This is a genomic window from uncultured Ruegeria sp. (assembly GCF_947500045.1).
Classification (GTDB): domain Bacteria; phylum Pseudomonadota; class Alphaproteobacteria; order Rhodobacterales; family Rhodobacteraceae; genus Ruegeria.
This window is the reverse complement of record NZ_CANMQQ010000004.1, coordinates 182449-203717: the sequence shown is the minus strand read 5'-3', so window position 1 is coordinate 203717 and position 21269 is coordinate 182449. Positions and strand designations below refer to the sequence as shown.

The 21269-nt window shown below is 58.1% G+C and carries 26 protein-coding genes; 12 read left to right on the top strand and 14 right to left on the bottom strand.

The genetic code is table 11. The features are described 5' to 3' along the window. The first annotated feature begins 68 nt into the window (after positions 1 to 68). Positions 69 to 515, top strand: coding sequence for a YtoQ family protein (locus Q1B46_RS09120; RefSeq protein ID WP_299947182.1), 447 nt, complete (start codon positions 69 to 71; stop codon positions 513 to 515). Between the two features lie 47 nt (positions 516 to 562). Here the strand turns inward: Q1B46_RS09120 and Q1B46_RS09115 are convergent, their stop codons facing one another. Further along, positions 563 to 1261, bottom strand: coding sequence for a glutathione S-transferase N-terminal domain-containing protein (locus Q1B46_RS09115; RefSeq protein ID WP_299947180.1), 699 nt, complete (start codon positions 1259 to 1261; stop codon positions 563 to 565). A gap of 220 nt (positions 1262 to 1481) precedes the next feature. On the opposite strand from Q1B46_RS09115, the gene Q1B46_RS09110 reads away from it, so the two are divergent. Beyond that, on the top strand, positions 1482 to 2288 hold the full coding sequence (locus Q1B46_RS09110; protein WP_299947177.1) for a mechanosensitive ion channel domain-containing protein: 807 nt from the start codon (positions 1482 to 1484) through the stop codon (positions 2286 to 2288). Between the two features lie 186 nt (positions 2289 to 2474). On the opposite strand, the gene ald is transcribed toward Q1B46_RS09110, so the two are convergent. After that, on the bottom strand, positions 2475 to 3593 hold the full coding sequence (gene ald, locus Q1B46_RS09105) for an alanine dehydrogenase (protein WP_299947175.1): 1119 nt from the start codon (positions 3591 to 3593) through the stop codon (positions 2475 to 2477). 135 nt (positions 3594 to 3728) lie between these two features. Here ald and Q1B46_RS09100 point away from each other — a divergent pair, with 135 nt between their 5' ends. Together Q1B46_RS09100 and ppk2 are read left to right on the top strand one after the other, a co-directional pair. Then, positions 3729 to 4187 (top strand): Lrp/AsnC family transcriptional regulator, encoded by a 459-nt coding sequence (locus tag Q1B46_RS09100; protein WP_039540625.1) that lies wholly within the window; start codon positions 3729 to 3731, stop codon positions 4185 to 4187. A 171-nt stretch (positions 4188 to 4358) separates the two neighbouring features. Continuing rightward, positions 4359 to 5276 carry a polyphosphate kinase 2 gene (gene ppk2, locus Q1B46_RS09095; protein ID WP_299947172.1) on the top strand — a complete coding sequence of 306 codons (918 nt, stop codon included), beginning with the start codon at positions 4359 to 4361 and terminating at the stop codon, positions 5274 to 5276. 52 nt (positions 5277 to 5328) lie between these two features. Here ppk2 and Q1B46_RS09090 read toward each other — a convergent pair whose 3' ends face one another. Together Q1B46_RS09090 and rpsU are read right to left on the bottom strand one after the other, a co-directional pair. Continuing rightward, the gene (locus Q1B46_RS09090; protein WP_299947170.1) at positions 5329 to 6522 is read right to left on the bottom strand and encodes a CAP domain-containing protein; all 1194 of its coding nucleotides are present in this window, start codon (positions 6520 to 6522) and stop codon (positions 5329 to 5331) included. 296 nt (positions 6523 to 6818) lie between these two features. Next, the gene (gene rpsU, locus Q1B46_RS09085) at positions 6819 to 7025 is read right to left on the bottom strand and encodes a 30S ribosomal protein S21 (RefSeq protein WP_005614280.1); all 207 of its coding nucleotides are present in this window, start codon (positions 7023 to 7025) and stop codon (positions 6819 to 6821) included. A 111-nt stretch (positions 7026 to 7136) separates the two neighbouring features. Between rpsU and Q1B46_RS09080 the strand changes: the two genes are divergently transcribed. Together Q1B46_RS09080 and Q1B46_RS09075 are read left to right on the top strand one after the other, a co-directional pair. Continuing rightward, the gene (locus Q1B46_RS09080) at positions 7137 to 7829 is read left to right on the top strand and encodes a COQ9 family protein (protein WP_299947168.1); all 693 of its coding nucleotides are present in this window, start codon (positions 7137 to 7139) and stop codon (positions 7827 to 7829) included. A 72-nt stretch (positions 7830 to 7901) separates the two neighbouring features. Beyond that, positions 7902 to 8888 (top strand): NAD(P)H-quinone oxidoreductase, encoded by a 987-nt coding sequence (locus Q1B46_RS09075; RefSeq protein WP_299947165.1) that lies wholly within the window; start codon positions 7902 to 7904, stop codon positions 8886 to 8888. 15 nt (positions 8889 to 8903) lie between these two features. On the opposite strand, the gene Q1B46_RS09070 is transcribed toward Q1B46_RS09075, so the two are convergent. Continuing rightward, complete coding sequence (locus Q1B46_RS09070; protein WP_299947160.1) at positions 8904 to 9761, bottom strand: DUF2189 domain-containing protein; 858 nt, start codon at positions 9759 to 9761, stop codon at positions 8904 to 8906. A gap of 215 nt (positions 9762 to 9976) precedes the next feature. On the opposite strand from Q1B46_RS09070, the gene Q1B46_RS09065 reads away from it, so the two are divergent. Then, entirely contained in the window at positions 9977 to 10960 is a 984-nt protein-coding gene (locus Q1B46_RS09065) for a quinone oxidoreductase (protein ID WP_299947157.1), read from the top strand. 42 nt (positions 10961 to 11002) lie between these two features. On the opposite strand, the gene Q1B46_RS09060 is transcribed toward Q1B46_RS09065, so the two are convergent. The 9 genes from Q1B46_RS09060 to Q1B46_RS09020 all read right to left on the bottom strand — a co-directional run bounded on the left by Q1B46_RS09060 (position 11003) and on the right by Q1B46_RS09020 (position 17094). Then, positions 11003 to 11536, bottom strand: a complete 534-nt coding sequence (locus Q1B46_RS09060) for a porin family protein (RefSeq protein WP_299947155.1) — start codon at positions 11534 to 11536, stop codon at positions 11003 to 11005. Between the two features lie 262 nt (positions 11537 to 11798). After that, positions 11799 to 12272 (bottom strand): YHS domain-containing (seleno)protein, encoded by a 474-nt coding sequence (locus tag Q1B46_RS09055; RefSeq protein ID WP_299662799.1) that lies wholly within the window; start codon positions 12270 to 12272, stop codon positions 11799 to 11801. Positions 12273 to 12444: 172 nt separating this feature from the next. After that, positions 12445 to 12720 carry a hypothetical protein gene (locus Q1B46_RS09050; RefSeq protein WP_299947153.1) on the bottom strand — a complete coding sequence of 92 codons (276 nt, stop codon included), beginning with the start codon at positions 12718 to 12720 and terminating at the stop codon, positions 12445 to 12447. Continuing rightward, positions 12717 to 13322 carry a glycerol-3-phosphate 1-O-acyltransferase PlsY gene (gene plsY / locus Q1B46_RS09045; RefSeq protein WP_299662803.1) on the bottom strand — a complete coding sequence of 202 codons (606 nt, stop codon included), beginning with the start codon at positions 13320 to 13322 and terminating at the stop codon, positions 12717 to 12719. Before plsY ends, Q1B46_RS09050 begins: the two co-directional genes overlap by 4 nt. Continuing rightward, entirely contained in the window at positions 13322 to 14602 is a 1281-nt protein-coding gene (gene pyrC / locus Q1B46_RS09040) for a dihydroorotase (protein ID WP_299947150.1), read from the bottom strand. Before pyrC ends, plsY begins: the two co-directional genes overlap by 1 nt. After that, positions 14599 to 14985 carry a hypothetical protein gene (locus Q1B46_RS09035; protein ID WP_299947148.1) on the bottom strand — a complete coding sequence of 129 codons (387 nt, stop codon included), beginning with the start codon at positions 14983 to 14985 and terminating at the stop codon, positions 14599 to 14601. The genes pyrC and Q1B46_RS09035 overlap by 4 nt, the downstream gene beginning before the upstream one ends. Next, entirely contained in the window at positions 14970 to 15488 is a 519-nt protein-coding gene (locus Q1B46_RS09030; RefSeq protein WP_299947146.1) for a hypothetical protein, read from the bottom strand. The genes Q1B46_RS09035 and Q1B46_RS09030 overlap by 16 nt, the downstream gene beginning before the upstream one ends. Continuing rightward, positions 15485 to 16420: an aspartate carbamoyltransferase catalytic subunit gene (locus Q1B46_RS09025; protein ID WP_299947144.1), complete on the bottom strand. Its 936-nt coding sequence runs from the start codon at positions 16418 to 16420 to the stop codon at positions 15485 to 15487. The genes Q1B46_RS09030 and Q1B46_RS09025 overlap by 4 nt, the downstream gene beginning before the upstream one ends. Before the next feature lie 59 nt (positions 16421 to 16479). Next, entirely contained in the window at positions 16480 to 17094 is a 615-nt protein-coding gene (locus Q1B46_RS09020; protein WP_299947142.1) for a scavenger receptor class F, member 2, read from the bottom strand. Positions 17095 to 17179: 85 nt separating this feature from the next. Between Q1B46_RS09020 and Q1B46_RS09015 the strand changes: the two genes are divergently transcribed. The 5 genes from Q1B46_RS09015 (at position 17180) to Q1B46_RS08995 (ending at position 21269) form a co-directional block, all read left to right on the top strand. After that, the gene (locus tag Q1B46_RS09015; RefSeq protein WP_299947140.1) at positions 17180 to 17944 is read left to right on the top strand and encodes a uracil-DNA glycosylase; all 765 of its coding nucleotides are present in this window, start codon (positions 17180 to 17182) and stop codon (positions 17942 to 17944) included. Then, complete coding sequence (locus tag Q1B46_RS09010; protein WP_299947138.1) at positions 17941 to 18540, top strand: metallophosphoesterase family protein; 600 nt, start codon at positions 17941 to 17943, stop codon at positions 18538 to 18540. The genes Q1B46_RS09015 and Q1B46_RS09010 overlap by 4 nt, the downstream gene beginning before the upstream one ends. Beyond that, positions 18537 to 19157, top strand: coding sequence for a LysE family translocator (locus Q1B46_RS09005; RefSeq protein ID WP_299947136.1), 621 nt, complete (start codon positions 18537 to 18539; stop codon positions 19155 to 19157). The genes Q1B46_RS09010 and Q1B46_RS09005 overlap by 4 nt, the downstream gene beginning before the upstream one ends. 6 nt (positions 19158 to 19163) lie before the next feature. Then, on the top strand, positions 19164 to 19706 hold the full coding sequence (gene moaB / locus Q1B46_RS09000; protein WP_299947134.1) for a molybdenum cofactor biosynthesis protein B: 543 nt from the start codon (positions 19164 to 19166) through the stop codon (positions 19704 to 19706). A gap of 105 nt (positions 19707 to 19811) precedes the next feature. Continuing rightward, a complete protein-coding gene (locus Q1B46_RS08995; protein ID WP_299947133.1) occupies positions 19812 to 21269 on the top strand; it encodes an HlyD family efflux transporter periplasmic adaptor subunit in 1458 nt (485 codons plus the stop codon).

Here is a 21269-nt window from a genome sequence, read left to right as displayed (position 1 = left end):
GGCGGCCGTATTTTTAACAAGAAGAAGGGGCGGGGTGCGCCCTTTTTTCATGTCAGGAGGAGTTGGAGATGTTGAAGGTTTATCTGTCCGGTGAAATTCACACGGATTGGCGCGAACAGATTATCGCCGGGGCCGAGGGGTTGGATGTTGTGTTTAGCAGCCCGGTTACGGATCACGCGGCCTCGGACGATTGTGGGGTTGAGATTCTGGGGGCGGAGCCGAACAAGTACTGGCACGACCACAAGGGCGCGATGGTGAATGCGATCCGGACCCGGAAGGGGATTTCAGATGCGGATATCGTCGTTGTGCGTTTTGGCGACAAATACAAGCAGTGGAATGCGGCCTTTGACGCAGGGTATGCAGCGGCCTTGGGAAAATCGATCATTGTTCTGCACGGGCCAGATCATCAGCATGCCTTGAAAGAGGTGGATGCGGCTGCACTTGCGGTCGCTGAGGAGCCTTCTCAAGTCGTGGAGATCCTGCGCTATGTTGAGACCGGCGGATTGCCGGGCTGACAAATAAAACGGGCGCGGCGTTGGACTGCCGCCGCCCGTTTTTCAGATTAGTCCCGAGGCGGGGTCGTCAGACCTTTCTGGACCGCAGGTCTTTCCAGGAAGCGATCGAGATAGGCGGTGACATTAGTGTAGCCATCCCAGCCGATCACCTCTTTGACGCCATAAAAGTCGAGGCCATTCAGCCAGGGCGCGATGGCGATATCCGCGATCGAATAGTCCCCGGCAATCCAGTCCTGTCCGTCTAGCTGCGTATCCAGAACATTCAACAAACGCTTGGCCTCGTTCACATATCGTTCGCGGGGACGGGGGTCTTCGATCTCACTGCCGGCGAATTTTTGGAAATAGCCCAGCTGGCCGAACATCGGACCCAGCCCGCCCATTTGAAACATCAGCCATTGGGTGACCCGGTGTTTGTCCGCCTTGGTCTGCCCCAACAACATATCGCTTTTCTCGGCCAGATAGAGCAGGATCGCACCGCTTTCGAAAAGACCTAACGGAGCACCATCGGGCCCGTTCGGATCAATGAGCGCCGGGATCTTGTTATTGGGGTTCAGCGACAGAAACTCGGGGCTTTTGACATCTGCATCTGCCAGCGTGACCAGATGCGCTTCATAAGGCAGGCCGGTCTCTTCCAACATGATCGAGGCTTTGACGCCGTTGGGAGTTGCGTAGGAATAGAGTTGGATGCGGTCGGGAAATTGTGGTGGCCATTTGGCCATGATCGGGAATGAGGTTGTGTCCAACATGGGGGGCTCCTGAAACGGTGACATCTGTCCCAATGTGGTGGATTTGGTCCGGATTGTAAGGTGCATGACTGTGCGTGGTCGGTCACTGGATGTTTGCTGGAGAACAGCAGGGGGAAAACTCGGGAATCCCGCACCTAGACCTGAGCGTAAAACTAGCCCAAACTTTCCGACGATCCCGCGCCAAAGGCGCGGGTTTGCTGTTGGTGCAAAGGAGAAGCACGTGGAAGATGTCGTAACACAGGTGGGCGCATTTGGCCCGCTGATCATGAGCGCGGTCAAGGCGCTGATCGTTCTGGTCCTGGGTTGGATCGTGGCAGGGGCTATCGCAGGTCTCGTACGTCGTCGGATCAATGCGACGCCGCATATTGACCCGACCTTGGGCAATTTCGTTGCCAGCCTGGTCAAGTGGGTCATTCTGGCAATGGTTGTGGTTGCCATCCTTGGCATTTTCGGAATTGAAGCGACCAGCGTTGTTGCCATTCTGGGTGCCGCGTCGCTGGCTATTGGTTTGGCGTTGCAGGGCACGCTCAGCGATCTGGCTGCTGGCGTGATGCTGGTTGTATTTCGCCCATATAAACTGGGTCAGTATGTCGATATCGGTGGCACTGCGGGTACGGTAAAAGACCTGAACCTGTTTACGACCGAGTTGGTGACACCCGACAATGTCCAGATCATCGTTCCTAACGGTCAGGCCTGGGGCTCGGTGATCACCAACTATTCAGCCCATGATACGCGCCGGGTCGATCTGGTGTTTGGCATCGACTATGGCGACAGCGCGGATGAGGCGATGGGGATCATTCTGGACGTTGCCAAGGCTGACATTCGTGTCATGAGCGATCCTGAGCCTTGGGTGCGGGTGACCAACCTGGGCGACAGCTCGGTCGATCTGACCGCGCGCCTTTGGTGCGCCGCTGCCGATTATTGGGACGTGAAATTCGAGCTTACGAAGACGATAAAAGAAGCGTTTGACGCCAAGGGTGTATCTATACCCTATCCGCATTCGGTGGAAATTCACAAAGAGGGTTAAGCCCTCCCGCCTGTCGATCAGGCATTGGAAATGCCCTCCTCCGGTTGGGCATGGCGCTGCGCATATTGCGCAGCGCCTTTTCATATGTGGCTGGGCTTGATGACCCAAGCGCCGCGCCTTTGGCGTGGTGCGCGGCCCAACGCTGTAAAGCGCACTCGTCAGAGAGCGCTTACAGGGGCGGGAGCGTTACGACCTGACGATCTCGGCTGGTGATACGACGTCAATTCCCAGTGCTACACCAACGGCGTCATAAGTCAGTTGACCGGCGTGTACGTTGAGCCCTTCGAGAAGATGTGGGTCATCCTGGCATGCCTGTTTCCAGCCCTTGCCCGCCAATGACAGCATAAACGGCAATGTGGCGTTCCCCAGCGCGATGGTCGATGTGCGGGCCACGGCACCCGGCATGTTGGCCACACAGTAGTGCATGATGCCATCAACGTCGTAGATCGGATCGGCGTGGGTGGTTGCTTTTGAGGTTTCAAAACAACCGCCCTGGTCGATCGCCACGTCGACAAGAACCGCACCGGGTTTCATGGTCGATAGCTGCTCACGGGTGATCAGTTTGGGGGCTGCGGCGCCGGGGATCAGAACCGCGCCGATGACCATGTCGGCGTCCTGGATCAGCTCAGCAGTTGCGCCTGCTGTTGAGTACTGGTTTTTGAAGGTTCCGCCATACACGTCGTCCAGATAACGCAGACGCGGAAGCGAGCGGTCCAGTACGGTTACGTCTGCGCCCATGCCCGCTGCGATCTTGGCTGCGTGGGTGCCAACGACACCACCGCCGATGACAATCACCTTGGCAGGACCAACACCTGGGACGCCGCCCATCAGGACGCCGCGGCCACCGTTGGCCTTCTGCAGGGTCCAGGATCCGACCTGCGGTGCCAGTCGACCGGCAACTTCGGACATCGGTGCCAGCAGGGGCAGGCCGCCATTTGCGTCGGTGACGGTTTCGTAGGCAATCGCGGTGCAGCCCGAGGCAAGCAGATCGTGGGTCTGGTCTGGATCGGGTGCCAGGTGCAGGTAGGTGAACAGCAACTGGCCTTCACGCAGCATCTTGCGCTCGCCCGCCTGAGGTTCCTTGACCTTTACGATCATGTCGGCAGTGGCAAAAACTTCTTCTGCGGTATCGACGATGCGGGCACCTGCGGCGATATAGGCGTCATTGTCAAAGCCCGAGCCCATCCCAGCACCTGTTTCGATGATAACCTCGTGACCGCGGGCTACAGCTTCGCCAGCAGCGTTCGGGGTCATCCCGACACGAAACTCCTGGGGTTTGATTTCCTTGGGGCAGCCGATTTTCATAAGAGACTCCATTCATAAGCTGCCTAAATTATGGGCATGTTGTGGCGCAATTTTTATGAAACCCTGCTTGCCAAAGTATAAAGTTGTGGGAAATTATCCGATCATATGATGAAATGACGCAATGGATGTGCGCAGATGACGATAGATGCGACTGATCGAAAGATTCTGGCGGCCCTGCAGCGCAAAGGACGAATGTCCAATTCGGAATTGTCCGAGCAGGCGAATCTGTCACCTTCTGCCTGTCACCGGCGTGTGCAGCGGCTTGAGGCGGAAGGCTATATCAAGGACTATGTTGCCTTGCTGGATGCGCGCAAAATGAACGTGCCGACAACCGTGTTTGTCGAGATCACTTTGCAAGGTCAGGCAGAAGAGGTGCTGGAAGCCTTCGAAAAGGCCGTTGCCCGGATACCTGATGTGCTTGAATGTCACCTGATGGCCGGAACGGCGGATTACATTCTGAAAGTTGTTGCTGAAAACACCGAAGATTTTGCTCGTATCCATCGGCAATACCTGTCTCGCCTACCGGGGGTGGCGCAGATGCAAAGTTCGTTTGCCTTGCGTACGGTTTTCAAGACCACCGCTCTACCGGTGTGAGAAAGCCAGCAATCGGGCGCCTTGTGTCCGTCGCGCTGCTTGTATCTGCCGCCTGATCGGTTCAAAATCGATGGTTCTGACCATATGTGCCACCTTGGCAACGCGCGCTGACATCTGATGGTTACACTGGCCCCGTACGGTCCGAACCCGACGAACGATAAGGAGCAGACCTTGGCTTACGAAAGCAACGGAACCCCCAAAGGCTGGCTGGAAGCCGAACTGGAAGATTCGCTGGACGAGGATTTCGAGATCGAATTCAGCGAACCCATGCTTTCGATGGAGGTTCGCAAGATCTACAAGGATCAGCATCCCGATTTGCTGGATCGCAGGGTCTACTTCCGCAACCTTTTGCGCCTGCAAGCCGAACTGATCAGGGTTCAGGATTGGGTGGTACACACCGGGGCCAAGGTTTGTATCCTGTTCGAAGGCCGTGACAGTGCGGGCAAGGGCGGGGTGATCAAACGGATCACGCAGCGCCTGAACCCACGTGTCGCGCGCGTGGTTGCGTTGCCAGCGCCCAGCCGTCGCGAACAAAGCCAGTGGTACTTTCAGCGCTATGTGCCGCATTTGCCTGCCGCAGGTGAGATCGTGTTCTTCGACCGGTCTTGGTACAACCGCGCGGGTGTTGAGCGTGTGATGGGCTTTGCTAACGAGGATCAGGTCGAACAGTTCTTTCAGGACGTTCCCGAATTCGAACGCATGCTAGTGCGATCAGGGATCATTCTTCTGAAATACTGGTTTTCGATCACCGACGAAGAACAGCAGTTGCGATTCCTGATGCGCATTCACGACCCTATGAAACAGTGGAAACTCTCGCCGATGGATCTGGAATCTCGCATCCGGTGGGAGGCCTACACCAAGGCCAAAGAGGATATGTTCTTTCGCACCAATATCTCAGAGGCACCGTGGTACATTGTCGAAGGCAATGACAAAAAACGCGAACGCCTCAATTGTATCGAGCACCTATTAACCAAAATTCCTTATGAAGACGTACCACAGGAAAAGGTTAACCTGCCCGATCGGCGCTATAACCCCGAGTATGAACGGCGCATTCTGCCTGATGATTTGTACGTACCCAAGATTTACTGATCTGGATGGTGTGTGGTGCGGGGAAATTATCCCCCGCACCTAAATGGGCTGATCAACCGAAATCAAACCCGCAGTTCATTTCAAACACGAATATGCCGCACATATCGTCATTCATGTCTTCGACTGTGTTTTCAACGGTTTCCATCATGTCGTCCGTCGTGTCATTGTCGAGCATCAGATCGAAATCATCCGTTTCGGGCACCATGTCGGCATGTTGTACCGGGGACCATTCGAATTGGTCGAAATGGGCCTGCAATGCATTCACGAATGCTTCGATCCCGGCCAGGAAGGCCTGAACGTCAAAGCAATCTGCCCCCGGATCACCATTATCGACGATTTCCGGTGTTTCCGGCTCGGGTTCTTCAACCTCGGTCACATCGGTGTCGGGTGTTTCCGGTTCTTCGGTCTCGGTGACGTCTGTATCCGGCGTTTCGTCCGTCGGCTCTTCGGTCTCGGTGACGTCTGTATCCGGCGTTTCGTCCGTGGGCTCTTCGGTCTCGGTTACGTCCGTATCCGGTGTTTCGTCCGTCGGCTCCTCGGTTTCAGTGACGTCTGTATCCGGCGTTTCGTCCGTGGGTTCCTCGGTCTCGGTGACGTCCGGTTCTGGGGTCTCCTCTACCGGTTCTTCAGTTTCGGTGACGTCTGTATCCGGCGTTTCTTCAACCGGCTCTTCAGTCTCGGTCACATCGGTATCCGGAACTTCGGGCTCGGTCGGGTTGGTGACCTCTTCCTCTTCTGGTTCCGCTACTTCATCAACCGGCGGTGTTACGGGCGGAGTGGTGCCACCATTATCCAGAACGACGTCACCCTGAGTCGCGGCAAAGTTCTGCGTTACCATGACCGCGTCATAACCTTGCATGTCGCCCTCTTCGATCCCGATGCCGATATATTTGAAATCGGGGTTCAGGATGTTGGCGCGGTGGCCTGGGCTGTTCATCAGGTTCTGGTGCAATTGGGCGACATCATCGCTGACACCCGGTGCGCCGCGCTCGGATTGCCAGGCGATGTTTTCACCGGTGCGCCAGCTGCCGGACAGGTCGAACCCTGCGGTCTGCATCCGTTGAGTCGCGGATGATCCGCCCTGACCGGTGTGGCTGAACCGGTCGGTATCCAGCATCCAGGTGCTGTGATCTTCGGACGAGTCGTTCAGGCGGGTTTCAAGTTGTAGGGGGTCAAGACCGCGGGATGTGCGCTCCTGGTTGATCAGCGTGAGCATTTCGCGCTCGATTGTACTTGCTGTCGACATCAGTGCCTCCTTTTTTGGTTATGTCTGAGTGGACGGCCCCACCTACCGGCGATCAAAGAAGGCTGAACAGAGGAGTAATCGGAAGGGGCGTTTTTCGGCGGCGAAATGCAACCAAACGGCGATTCGCTGCGCTGTAAAATGCCGACAAAGCAACACGCGGTGGAATCGGCAAGTTGCCGCGTTGGTCAATTTGGGGAATGGGCAGGAATGCCCGCCCTAAAACGACAAACCCCCGGGCGATGCCTCGGGGGTCGTCAAATAGTGTCATCCAAAGCTGGACGAGTCGCGGGCAGCTTTTAGAGCAAACCTTCGCGCTGTGCTTTCTTACGTGCCAGTTTACGGGCACGGCGGATCGCTTCAGCTTTCTCGCGCGCTTTTTTCTCGGACGGTTTCTCGAAATGTTGCTTGAGCTTCATTTCGCGGAACACGCCTTCGCGCTGCAGCTTTTTCTTCAGGGCACGAAGCGCCTGATCGACGTTATTGTCGCGAACACTAACCTGCATGTGGTTGTCACCACCTTTCTAGATAGAGTTGCAAGGAAATTGCAGGAAGTGGCCGTATAGCAAAGCGCGCATAACTTGTCTAGTACTGGACCTGCAGACCGGAGACCTGACATGACCGCCACTTACGAAGACACCAAAGAACAGCTTTTGGATGCGATTCTGGACCATGTGCCCTTTGATGGCTGGTCCGAATCCGGCTTTCGCGCCGCCATCGACGATTGCGATCTGGACGTTGGGCTTGCCCGTGCGATCTGCCCGCGCGGCGCTGTCGATCTGGCGTTGGCTTTTCATGCGCGCGGTGACCGGGCGATGCAGGAGCGGATCAAAACCGAGGACCTGAGCGGGCTGAAGTTCCGCGACAAGATAGCCGCCGCCGTGAGGTTCCGTTTGCAAGCGGTCGATAACAATGAAGCCGTGCGCCGGGGTGTGACCCTGTTCGCGCTGCCGATCTATGCTGCGGATGGTGCCAAAGCAGTTTGGGGCACCTGCGATTTGATCTGGAACGCATTGGGCGACAGCTCGGACGATGTGAATTGGTACACCAAACGCGCGACGCTGTCGGGAGTGTATTCCTCGACTCTGCTGTATTGGCTGGGTGATGACAGCCCGAATTATCAGGCGACGTGGGATTTCCTTGATCGGCGGATTGAGGGCGTGATGCAGTTCGAGAAGCTGAAGGCGCAGGTGAATGGCAATCCGCTACTGAAACCGTTCTTGGCCGTACCAAACTGGCTGGCAGGTCATGTCAAAGCGCCGGTCAAGATGTCCGATAACCTGCCCGGTTCGCTGTCACCCAGGAAATAATCGCAACGCTTTCACTTGTTGCTGGGCCTCTGCACTGCTGCCTGCTAGGCATTGGGCAAAGGAGATATGCCGATGACCCAGACGATGCGCGCTGTTGAGATCACCCAGCCGGGCGGTCCGGATGTGTTACAGCTAGCCGAACGTCCGATGCCGGAACCGGCTGAAGGTCAGGTGATACTCAAAGTCGCCTATGCTGGTGTGAATCGTCCTGACGCGCTGCAGAGGGCGGGGGCGTATGATCCGCCCCCGGGCGCCAGCGACTTGCCGGGGCTTGAGGCCTCGGGCGAAGTGGTGGCGATTGGCTCTGGTGTCGAAGGACTGGCCATTGGTGATCAGGTCTGTGCCCTGCTACCGGGGGGTGGCTATGCCGAATATGTCGCCACGCCTGCCGCGCATTGCCTACCGGTTCCGGCGGGAATGGGTATGAAAGAGGCGGCATGCCTGCCTGAGACGTTCTTTACCGTCTGGTCCAACGTCTTCACCCGTGGTGGTTTGAAAGCGGGTGAGCGGCTTCTGGTCCATGGCGGCTCCAGCGGGATCGGTACGACTGCAATACAGTTGGCCAATGCGTTTGGCGCTCGGGTATTTGCCACCGCTGGGTCGGCTGAGAAATGCGAAGCTTGCCTAGCACTTGGTGCGGAAAAGGCGATTAACTATCGCGACGAAGACTTTGTGGCCGCGATGCGGGTTGAGGGTGGTGCAAATCTTATCCTCGACATGGTAGGCGGCGACTATATTCCACGAAATGTCAAAGCGCTGGCCGAGGACGGGCGGCTGGTTCAGATCGCGTTCCTGCAGGGCCCGGTTGTCGAATTGAACTTCGCATTAATGATGGTCAAACGCCTGACGCTGACCGGCAGCACCCTGCGTCCACAAAGCGATCTGGCCAAGGCGCGCATTGCGCAGGACCTGCGCGAAGCCGTTTGGCCTCTGCTTGAGGCGGGGAAGGTCGCGCCGGTGATGGATTCCGAATTTGATCTGGCCGACGCCGCAGCCGCCCATGCACGAATGGAAAGCTCAGGACATATCGGCAAGATCGTTCTGAAGGTCACCGGTTAAGCTGACGCCGCGCGGTCATGCGACCGCCCGGCGGTATAGATGCCATGTGGCATGGCCCAGAATGGGCATGACGACGATCAGTCCCAGCAACATCGGAATGGCACCCAGTATCAGAAGCGTCGCCACGATGGCGCCCCAGGTCAGGATCACGCTGGGATTTTGACGCAGGACCCGGACCGAAGTTACCACGGCCACAGGTACACCAACCTTGCGATCCAGCAGCAGTGGAAAGCTGACCACGCTAAGCGCCAGTGCGACCAGCGCGAACAAGAAGCCGATGGCGGTGCCGATGATGATCATGATCCAGCCAGCTCCGGTGGTGAAAACCTCGGTCATGAATACTGTGGCCGAAACCGGAGGTTCTGGCCCGAGCGTCTGCGCATATATACCTTGTGCGACCATCAGCCAGACCAAAAACAACATGACCAAATAGAAGCCCAACGCCAGAATTGCACCAAAGGAAGGTGAGCGGAATACGCCGAACGCGTCCAGCCAGTGAACCTCGGCGCCCTGTTCCCGCTTGCGACTGATCTCATAAAGTCCAACGGCTGCGACGGGCCCGATCAGGGCAAAGCCCATGACAAGGGGGGCCAGTAATGGCACCAGATTCATGTTCAGCCCAAGCCCAAACATCAACAGGCCTGCGATTGGATAGATCAGGACGATAAAGATTGCATCTGCCCGAGTTTCCAGAAAATCGGTGTATCCAGCCTTCAGGCAGGCGCGCAGATCTTGCATGGTCAGAGTGTGCACGGTCGGCAAAGTGCGGACATCCGCACTGCCCATCTCGGTCACCGATTCCGAAACATGCTCAGTGGTTGCCCGCAGATTTCGGGCGACCCAGGTGATTGGGTTACCGATTGTCTTGTCCATCTTCATCCCCTTTTCTGGCGTGGGTGCGCCGCGGGATGTATCCGGTGTGGCAAATTCGCGTGACCGGATCAGCCGGCAACGTCTGCCCATTCACAACGTCTGTCGGCACTATAACATATTTTGCGAAGTTTTGCCTGATCACCGTTATGAGATCACAAAGATTGCCCTGCCGATCAGGCATGTTAGCTTGGTTTCAACAGGCAACGGAGGGTATCATGCAGCAAACGGCGCGCACAGTCGTCATTCACGAACACGGCGGACCAGAGGTCTTACGGATCGAGGATCGCCCGCTGGGGGAACCGGGACCGGGAGAGGTGCGCATTCGCCATCATGCCTGCGGTTTGAATTTCATTGATGTGTATCAGCGCACCGGCCTTTATCCAATGGATCTGCCCCATGCGTTGGGGATGGAGGCGGCGGGTGTGATCGAGGCTGTGGGCGAGGGTGTCACACACCTAACACCAGGTCAGCGTGCTGCTTATGCGGCTGGACCGCCGGGTGCTTATTCTGAAGCACGCGTTATGCCTGCCGCTCAGGTTTGCCCGTTGCCCGAAAGTATCTCATTCCGCACTGCTGCGGCCATGATGCTAAAAGGCATGACGGTCGAATACCTGTTTCACCGCACGACCCCGCTTCGGCGCGGCGATACCGTGCTGTTCCATGCCGCCGCCGGGGGGGTTGGTCTGATCGCCTGCCAATGGGCGAAATCCGAAGGGATCAAGCTGATCGGCACCGCCGGAACGGATGAGAAATGTAGCCTGGCGCAATTCAATGGCGCGGCGCATTGCATTAACTATCGAGCAGAAAATTTTGTTGAACGTGTCACTGAGATTACCGGAGGCAAAGGGGTTGATGTGGTGATGGACTCCATCGGCGCGGACACGTTCGAGGGATCGCTGGATTGCCTGAAACCCTTGGGCATGATGATCTCGTTTGGCAATGCCTCGGGGCCAGTACCACCTGTCGATTTGGGAATGCTTGCGCAACGGGGATCATTGAAAATCACACGTCCGACCCTGTTCACCCATATCTCGGATCACGCAACCTGCCAGGCGATGGCGCGGCGTCTGTTTGGCAAAGTGGACGGGCGCGAGGTCAAGATCCATGTCGACCAGGAATTTCCGATGGATCAGATCGCGGATGCCCATCGCGCGCTCGAAGCGCGGCAGACCACCGGCAGTACAATTCTGGTTCCATGATCGACAAGGCCCGGCACAAACTGCCGGGCCCGTAACAAACCCTCAGAACCGATACGCGACGCGAAGCTGGAGCGTCGTTGCATCTACATCAACGCCCGAAGAGTTGAAGTCGTCAAACTCATGATACAGAAGCTCGCCACCGACGCTGATATTGGGGGCAACAATCTGTTCATAGCCCGCGCCAATGAACCAACCATTGTCGCTGCCCAGGTTATCTGTATCCGCATCGGCATATCCGGCGGTCCCGTATAGCAGACCCTGCGGGTTCACCTTGTAGCCCGCGCGCGCCTTGACCCGCCAAACCTTCTCGACTGTGGCGGTGCTTGAGAGATCGATGTCGCTCCAATCATAATCGAAGCCGCCACCGACAACCCAGTCGCCCAGATCATAATCATATCCAAGGAGAATACCGCCAATCGCGCCATCCCCGTCCACGCCTGAGACGTTGGTGTCGATGTCAGCGTACCCGATCTGTGCACCGCCATAGAAACCGGTCCAGTTGCCTGAAGATTGCGCCATCGCGGATCCTGCTGCCAATGTCGCGACTGACGCGAGCAGTGCCAATTTTCCTGTCATCGTCTATTTCCTTCTGGTCGAAATCTGCTGCCGCGCCTGTTTGTCGACAGCCCCACGCTAGAAACCACGGTCCGACCCCCTGGCCGGATCAGTGATGTTTTGTCTATTCCGAACCGATTTTGTGTGGCCGATATTGACGGCGCTGGCCCATTCAATTTGGGAGCTTGTCTTTCGTTTTAGATAGGTCGCAACAAGGCACCTTCAAACGACAATCGGCGGCAGATACGATCTGCCGCCGATGTAAAAAGGTATTTTCAGCGAGTTATTGCTGCAGTTCAGCGGGGTCCTTGTCAGCGATATCGTCCCACTTCGCGCTTGCTTGCTCAACAAAGCCCGGGATGTCGCCTTCCCAACGCTCCTGAATGTCTTTCGACAGATTCAAGTACAGCTTGTTGTCGACGATTTTCCAGTAGTTCGGGTCACCGTCGAACTTGAAGCCCATCGCGGTACCGAAGGCGCAGTAGCCACCATATGCAGGCAGGTACGCCTCTGGGTTTGCCTCAAATGCCACTTTGTTTTCTTCGGAGGAGAAACGGTACAGCGCGTCGTTGTGCAGCGTGGTAATTTTGTAGTCACCTTTTGTGGCCTCACCTGCGGTGAAATAGGCGACCGGGTCATAACCCTGCATTGCCAGACCTGTCGAGCTTGCGTTGATTTCGACGCCAGCGGCCATAGCCGAGCTTGCAATGGCAACGGACAGCGCAACACCGCTGATGATGGATTTGAACTTGTTCATGACTTCACCTTTCGTGAATAGGCTCGCTTGAGAGCACCGTAATTTTGCCCGGGCGAACCGGATTTGATTGTCGCGACGCCTACAATTGGTCGTCACAAAATCTCAGTTGGGCAGTGGCCTGTTCACGTTCAAAGCAATCAATTGTGATTGTGCGGTCACAAATACTGGATGTTCATTTCTGCACGTCGGGAACTAGCGCAAGAACAAATGTCACCACTTTTTCAGCGGGCATTTCGCAGGGGCGCAGCAACGCGCCGCTATTCTTCGTAAGGTAAAGGTTCAGGCTGATGTAGTCGGGACCGCCCAGTTGGTGCGCCACCAGCTTGTGAGACTTCCCGCCCGCCATGATCTGGTGGGAAACCACATATCTAGATTGCCGGGCAGTCCCGGTGAATGTGCCCGTAGGCAAGCTATTTATTGCATCCAGAAAAGCGTCGGGCGCAGTCACGATTTTCCGATTTTCGGCTCAGTTCCTGCCTTGATCCGCACAAGGTTGGCGCTGTGCCGCCAATAGACCAAAAGAGTCAGAATAATTCCAAGGATAAAGGTACTGCCATCTGTCAGGACCATAATCCAAGTGGTTGACAACGCAGCAGCAGCCAACGCGCCAACTGACGATATGCGCCAGATCAGCGCCGCCACCAGCCAGGTCAAACAGCAGGCAATCCCGACGCGCCAGTCCAGCGCGAGCCACAGGCCCAGAAAGGTTGCCACGCCTTTCCCGCCTTTGAAGCCCAGCCAAACCGGAAAGCAATGCCCCAGAAATGCGGCAAGCGCTGCAATCTGTGCGGCATCTTCACCAGCCAGCGCACCTGCCAGCAGAACGGCCACAGCCCCTTTGGCGGCATCAAAAAACAAGGTCAACGCTGCCGCCGCTTTGTTCCCGGTGCGCAAGACATTGGTCGCACCGATATTACCTGAACCGATCTGCCGCAGATTTCCCAGCCCCATCACGCGCGCGACGATCATGCCAAACGGGATGGATCCGATCAGGTAGCCCAGCGCGGCCCACAAGATGAGCTGAGTTATCGTGCTGTCAATCAGGGGCATCAGGCTCTCCGGTAGACTTCTTGTCCAGCGACATAGGTTGCGGTGACCTTACCTTGCATCCGCTGGCCGTCAAACGGTGTGTTCTGCGATTTTGATTTCAGTGTGAAACGGTCCAGAACAAAGGGAACATCCGGGTCGAATAGCACCAGATCAGCGGGCGCTCCCTCTGTCAGGCGGCCACTATCCAGCCCCAGCCGTTTGGCCGGGTTCAGGGCCATGGCGCGGAACAGTGTCGGCAAGTCCAGCTGGTCGGAATGATACAGCCGCAGCGCCGCAGGCAGCAGCGTTTCTAGTGCGACTGCGCCCGAGGCCGCCTCTTCAAAGGGCAGACGCTTGCTTTCTTCGTCTTGCGGGGTGTGCATGGAACTGATGGTGTCGATCAAGCCGCTGCGCACTGCTTCAATTACGGCCTGTCGATCGTCTTCAGAACGCAGTGGAGGTTTCACTTTGAAGAAAGTGCGATAGTCCGCCACATCCAGCTCATTCAGCGTCAGATGGTGGATCGAGGTTCCGGCCGTGATATCCAGCCCGTTCCGCTTGGCACGCTCCAGCGCGGGCAGAGCGCGCGCGGTGGTGATCTGGTCGGCATGGTAGGCTGCCCCTGTCATCTCCAGCAGGGCGATATCGCGGTCCAGCCCCATGCGCTCGGCCATGGGCGAGACTGTTGGTAACCCTCGCAAAGCGGCGAATTTACCACTGGTCGCCGCCGCGCCGTTGCTGAGCCCCGGCTCTTGCGGGTGGGCAATAACCAATGCGTCGCAGGACCGCGCGTAGGTTAATGCACGTACAAACACCTTGGTGTTGCTGACGACGTGATCGCAATCGGTAAAGGCCACGGCACCCGCATCCTGCAGGAACCCGATCTCGGTCATCTCGCGCCCTTCTCGCCCTTTGGTCAGGGCGGCCATCGGCAAGACGTTGACAGGCGCATCCGCCTGTGCCCGTCGGGTTGCGAATTCCATCGTTTCGGGCGTGTCCACTGCAGGCAGCGTATCGGGGCGGGTAACGATGGTTGTCACGCCCCCGGCCGCTGCAGCCAGTCCGGCAGACTTATAGCTTTCCTTGTGCCGTTCACCGGGCTCGCAGACCTTGACGCCAATATCGACGATGCCTGGGGCAAGGCACTGGCCACCGCAGTCGATGACAGATGCATCAGAGTTCGGAGCTTTGCCTTCGCCGCGCGCCGCGATCCGGCCATCGTTGACTTGCAACCAGCCGATGCCGTCCGTGCCAGCCTCAGGATCAATCAGGCGAGCGTTGGTGAAGATCAAGTTGCTCATGCCATGGCCCTTTCGACTGCGGCTTTGGTGGCGGCCGGATCGGCCTGGTATTTGATCAAGTGCTTGTCGCCGCTTGTGGTAACGATTTGAACAAAACTGCCCATCGTGTTGACCGACTGGATCTGCTTCAGCGCCACTTTGCGCGGGCCCGGACCGGTGAGGGTCGTGTCAGTCATCTCCCACGTGGCAGTCAGTTCTTCCGAGGCCAGATACCATGCCCGGATGCCAATCGCGGCCAGACCGGCCGGCGCGCCGGTCCAGATATAGGCGTTTCCGATCAGCCACAGCACCACCATCGCGCCGGTCATCGCAAAGGCAGCCAGCCATGCATTGGTGCGGATATAGGCGCCCCTGTCAGGGGTAAAGATCACAGGATCAGCCACAGGGCACCTCCTACGACAATCAGGATCAGCAAAGCGATGACGGATGATCCGATGCGCCGGGGTTCGTTATTGGTTGGCGGGGGTTGAGGGGCAGAGAACGGTTTGGCGCTTTCGGTCTCGATCGGGCCGCCGGTCCAGTTGGTGGCCTCTTCGGTGAACAGGCCCAGCAGGCGCACACGGGGATCTAGCGCAAGATTTGCTGGGTGCCCTTGAAACGCGGCGCTGCGCAAGACCATCACCCAACCTTCGATAGCCTTAAGCCGCGTGCGGTCCAATTGGTCTTCCGATACGCCACAGCCTTCGTTCAGATAACCATAGAGCCCCAGATCTTCGAGGTCGGCCACGGGGAAAATATCGATTTGTTCGGGGTCCAGCTCGTCAACCCCCAACACCTGAGCGGCAGCCCCCGGTTCACGCAGGAACCTTGCCTCTTCCGGGCGCATATCCAGCGCGAACAGGCGGATTACGCCGCGTTCGTTTGGGGCGATGGTCAGATCGCTCATGCGGCCTCTCGCACGTTGCGGGCCAATAGATCCATGGCAGCCATCCGGACGGCCACGCCCATCTCGACCTGCTCCTGAATAACGGATCGGTTGATGTCGTCGGCCAGGGTGCCGTCGATCTCGACCCCGCGGTTCATGGGGCCGGGATGCATGACGATGGCATCGGGCTTGGCAAGCGCCAGCTTCGCGGCGTCCAGCCCGTAGCGATGATAATATTCGCGTTCCGACGGGATGAACCCGCCATCCATCCGCTCTTTTTGAAGGCGCAGCATCATCACGACATCGACGTCTTGAAGGCCTTCATTCATGTCGTCATAGATTTCGGCCCCGAAATCCGCAAATTGCGAAGGCACCAGCGTTGGGGGCCCGATCAGGCGAATGCGGTTTTCCATCTTGCCCAACAGGATCAGGTTCGAGCGTGCAACGCGCGAATGTGCCACATCCCCGCAGATCGCGATGTTCAGACGGTGCAGACGACCCTTGGCCCGGCGGATGGTCAGCGCGTCCAGCAGGGCTTGCGTCGGGTGCTCATGCCGCCCGTCGCCCGCGTTCAGCACGGCGCAATTCACCTTCTGCGCCAGCAGGTCCACCGCGCCGGAATGGGGATGGCGCACCACCAACAGGTCGGGGTGCATCGCATTCAGGGTCATCGCCGTATCAATCAGCGTTTCACCCTTTTTGATCGAACTGGCCTGCATCGCCATGTTCATCACATCCGCACCTAACCGTTTGCCCGCCAGCTCAAAACTGGCTTGCGTACGGGTGGAGTTTTCAAAAAACATATTGATCTGAGTGAGCCCTGACAGCACGTCGGAATGCTTGTCCGATTGCCGGTTCAGATCGACATATGTCTCGGCCAGATCGAGGATGGCAGTGATATCGGATTGCGACAGATGCTCGATGCCAAGAAGGTGACGATGGGCGAAACGCATGGGCTGGCTCCTGTCGGACAATCGGCCTGCTTATAGAAAGCCGCGTGGCCCAAGGCAACCTAAGGTTCCGACCCTTCAGGCAGATTTGCGCATCCGCCTTCGGGCAGGCATTGCTCACCGGGTTTGCACCACTTTCCATAGCCGCAATCAATGGCCTTGACCGGTACGCAGCCCTGATGGGCCGAACATTTGAACCCAGGGCGGCATTGCGAGCCGGTTTCTTCGCATAAAAACCATCCCGGACGCGAACATCCGCCACCAGGCAGGCAGGAGGAACCGGGTCCGCAGGTCAGGCCATCCTTGCATGTGACGGCAGGGCCGGGATTGAAATCCGGTGAGTTGCGCTCGCACTCCCCACGCCCGTTACAAAAGCTGTCGCCGGGGCAATCCAGCCGCGAGGTGCATTTGTTTAACCCTGCAGGCGCGCAACGCGTGCCGCCTGCTACGCAGCGCTCGAACGGGCCGCAGGTGCGCCCGCCGCCGCAATAGGTGTGCCCCGGTGGGATACAGCGCCCATCAAAGCTGCAGCGCTGGCCAGCAGGGCAACACCCCCGACCACATTGCAATTGACCGGGTCGGCATTGCCCGTTTCGGTCGAGAAAGCTCGCCTGAACGGGATCGCTGACCAAGATCAGCAACAGTCCGACCAGAAGGATTCGCAGGATTAACAGCATGAATATTGGTATCGTCGTCCCGTGAATGGGTTCTGGCAAGTTCTATTCGCTTTCCCTCGGACAAAAGCCGGTTAGATTGAGGGCTATGGAATCGGGCTTGGATTATCACAGCGCGCGCGCACTGCTGGAATGGCAGATCGAGCTGGGCGCAACGGATGCGATCGCGGATGCGCCGATCGACCGTTTTGCGTTGCCGGACAAAGCGCCCAAAGTGAAAAAGCCCACTGCGGCTGAGCCTGCGAAGAAACCAGAATCGGTCGACGCCACTGCGGCTGCGCAGCAGGCGGCGAAAGCCGCCGGATCGCTGACCGATTTGCGCACTGCGATGGATGCGTTCGACCTGTGTGACCTCAAACGCGGTGCGCGCCAGTTGGTGTTTGCGGATGGTACGCCCGGCGCACGGGTGATGATCATAGGTGAAGCACCCGGCCGCGATGAGGATCGCGAAGGCAAGCCCTTTGTCGGGCGCGCCGGGCAGTTGCTGGACCGGATGCTGGCGGCGATTGAGCTGGATCGCCGCAAGGACGTCTACATCACCAATGTGCTGCCCTGGCGGCCTCCGCAGAACCGCGACCCCAAGCCGGAAGAGATTGGTATGATGAAGCCGTTTCTTGAACGCCACGTGGCGCTGGCCAAGCCTGAGGTTCTGGTCGTGATGGGCAATATTAGCTGTCAGGCCGTGCTGGGCAAACGCGGCATAACACGGCTACGCGGGCAATGGGATCAAGCGCTGAGCCTACCGGTCATCCCGATGATCCACCCTGCCTACCTGCTGCGCCAACCGCAGATGAAACGGCAGGCCTGGGCCGATCTGCTGGAGTTAAAAGCGCGTTTGGGGGCCGGATCATGAAGGTTCTGGCGTTTTCCGACCTGCATATGGCACGCAGCCGCGCAGCCGATTTGGTTGCCGCCAGCACCGAGGCCGATCTGGTCATCGGCGCCGGAGATTTCTGCAATACGCGGCAGGGTCTGGATGAGGCAATGCAGATGCTGTCGGGCATCGCTGCCCCGCTGGTTCTTGTGCCCGGCAATGCCGAAAGCGCCGAGGAACTGACCGCCGCCGCACCTGATGGCGCACATGTTCTGCATGGTACGGGTATGACACTGGATGGTTTGCGCCTGTTTGGGCTTGGCTACGGTGTTCCGGCGACGCCTTTTGGCGATTGGTCCTGTGATTTGACCGAATCCGAAGCGGCAGAGCTGCTGGATCGCTGTGAAGCTGCAGATATTCTGATCGTGCATTCCCCGCCAAAAGGATACGGCGATGTGACATCACAGGGTGTGTCCGTCGGTTCGACCTCAGTCCGTGACGCGGTTGAGCGGATACAACCCGATTTCGTCTTTTGTGGCCATATCCACGACAGCTGGGGCTATCGCGGCACAATCGGGCGTACACAGGTCGCAAATCTGGGCCCGAAAGTGCACTGGTTCGAGGTAAAAACATGATCGAGACGGTCACTCTGCTGGCCTTTATCCCGGCGGCAATGGTGCTGAATTTCACGCCCGGGGCCGATATGATGTTCTGTTTCGGCCAGGGTCTGCGATCCGGCGCGCGCTCTGCGTGGCTGGCCAATCTCGGCGTTTCGGTCGGGCTGTTGGTCCATGTCCTGCTGGCCGGGCTTGGGCTTGGTGCCGTGGTATCGGCGATACCGTGGTTGTTCGATGCGATCCGATGGATGGGTGTTGCCTATCTACTTTACCTTGCGTGGGGCGCAATTCGGAACGGGGCGGTTTCGGATGATGCACCGGCCAAGCCCGCCCATTACGCGTTCCGCGAGGGGTTGCTGGTGAACCTGACCAATCCCAAGGTCATCCTTTTTGTGCTGGCCTTTATCCCTCAGTTCGTGGACCCCGCACGGGGCTCGGTTCTGGGGCAGTTTCTGATCCTTGGCACTATCATTGCTTCGGGCAGCGTTCTAGTGAACGGGATGGTCGGTATCTTCGCAGGCAGAGCAGGGCGCATTCTCGTCTCGAACCCGCGTGCTTCTCGTATCATGGGTTGGATTACCGGCGGTATATTTGCGGCTTTGGCTATTCGGCTTGCCGTCTTGGAAAGGGCCTGACGCCATATGTCACGCATTGATGAGAGCATGGAATTCATTCCGGTCCGAATTGCGGTTCTGACCGTCTCGGACACGCGTTCTTTGGCCGAAGATCGATCAGGCCAGACACTGGTGGATCGGATTGAAAAGGCGGGACATTCAGTAGCGGATCGCAAGATCATCAAGGATGAGCGCACCCAGATTGCCAATCAGCTGCGTGTATGGGTTGCCGACCCCGAGATCGATGTGGTGATCTCGACCGGCGGGACCGGTTTAACGGGCCGAGATGTGACCGTTGAGGCACATCGCGACGTCTATGAAAAAGAGATTGAGGCCTTTGGAACTGTGTTCACCATCGTGTCGATGGAAAAGATTGGCACCTCGGCGGTTCAATCTCGCGCTACCGGCGGTGTGGCGGGTGGCACCTATCTGTTTGCCTTGCCGGGCAGCCCGGGGGCTTGCAAGGACGCATGGGATGCGATTCTGGAAAAACAGTTCGATTATCGCCACCGCCCCTGCAATTTCGTGGAAATAATGCCCCGATTGGACGAACATCTGCGACGGAAGTAGACTGGTTCTGCGTTTAACGCATCATAACCGCTTTGTGGCTTGGCATTTTTTGCGACCCGGCTACCTTTGCGGAAAGCAGCATGTGCGACCCGAGGTAAGTAACCGATGCGATTTCTGCGGCAAAGCCTTGTTGGGGTGTTCCTGGCGTTTCTGACGCTGGGCCTTTTGATCGTGGCCGCACAGATGATTTCTGGTGCGGTGCAGGATGTGCTGGCGAAGGACAAACAGGCCCCAGAGGCGCGGGAACGGATCTTCGCAGTCAGCGTTCGCACCGCCGAGCCGGAAACCATCACGCCCTATCTGGAGGCGTTTGGTCAGATCCAAAGCCGCCGTCGATTGGAACTGCGCGCGGCCTTGGGTGGGCGTGTCGTATCCTTGGCAGAAGATTTTGAAGATGGTGGCACCGTGACAGCGGGTGAACTGCTGGTCGAGTTGGACCCGGCCGATATGCAATCGGCACTGGACAGCGCCAAATCCGATGTGCTGGATGCGCAGTTCGAAGAGCGGGATGCCGAACGCTCGCTGCTGCTGGCGCAGGACGAATTAAAATCAGCCGAGGCTCAGGCCGAATTGCGTGACCGGGCACTACAGCGTCAGCAGGATCTGCAAGCGCGCGGCGTTGGTGCGGCTGCCAGCGCTGAGGAAGCGGAATTGGCCGCAACATCGGCTCATCAGGCGGTGCTGGCGCGCAGAATTGCCCTGGCGCAGGCAGAATCCCGTGTGGATCAGGCCACTACTTTGTTCGCCCGCGCCCGCATCGCGTTGGAAGGGGCCGAACGTGATCTCGAAGACATGACGATCCATGCCGGGTTCGACGGGACGTTGACCGAGGTCACGTTGGTTGAAGGGCGTCTGGTTGCAGCCAACGAAAAGCTTGCCGAGTTGGTTGACCCCAACGCGCTTGAAGTCGCGTTCCGGGTCTCGACTGCGCAATATGTGCGGCTGCTGGATGCGCAGGGCGACTTGATTTCGGCACCGGTCACCGTATCGCTTGAGGTCACGGGAACGGATCTGAGCGCCACGGGCCGGATCAGTCGTGACAGCGGGGCTGCGGGTGAAGGGCAGACCGGGCGTCTGATCTATGCCCGCCTCGACGATGCGCCCGGCTTTAAGCCGGGGGATTTCGTCACCGTTTCGATTGAGGAACAGCCGCTCGATAACGTGGTACGTCTGCCGTCCTCGGTTCTGGATGCTGCGGGCAATGTATTGGTGCTTGGTCCGGATGATCGGCTGGAACCTCTGGCTGTACAGCTGATCCGCCGTCAGGGGGACGAAGTGCTGCTGCGCGGTGAAGGTCTGGAAGGCCGGGAGGTCGTGATCGGGCGAACTCCTCTGCTGGGATCTGGTGTTCGCGTACGGCCCCTGCGGATCGAAGCCAGCGCCGAAGTTGATCCGGGCATGGTGGAGCTTTCGGATGAAAAGCGCGCCCAGCTTGTCGCGCAAGTCGAAGCCAGCAATGCGATGTCGCAGAAAGACAAGGCGCAGGTTCTGGGTCAACTGAGCGAAGCAAAGGTGCCCGCGGCCCTCGTGCGCCGCCTTGATGACAACCGGGCAGGGGGCTAA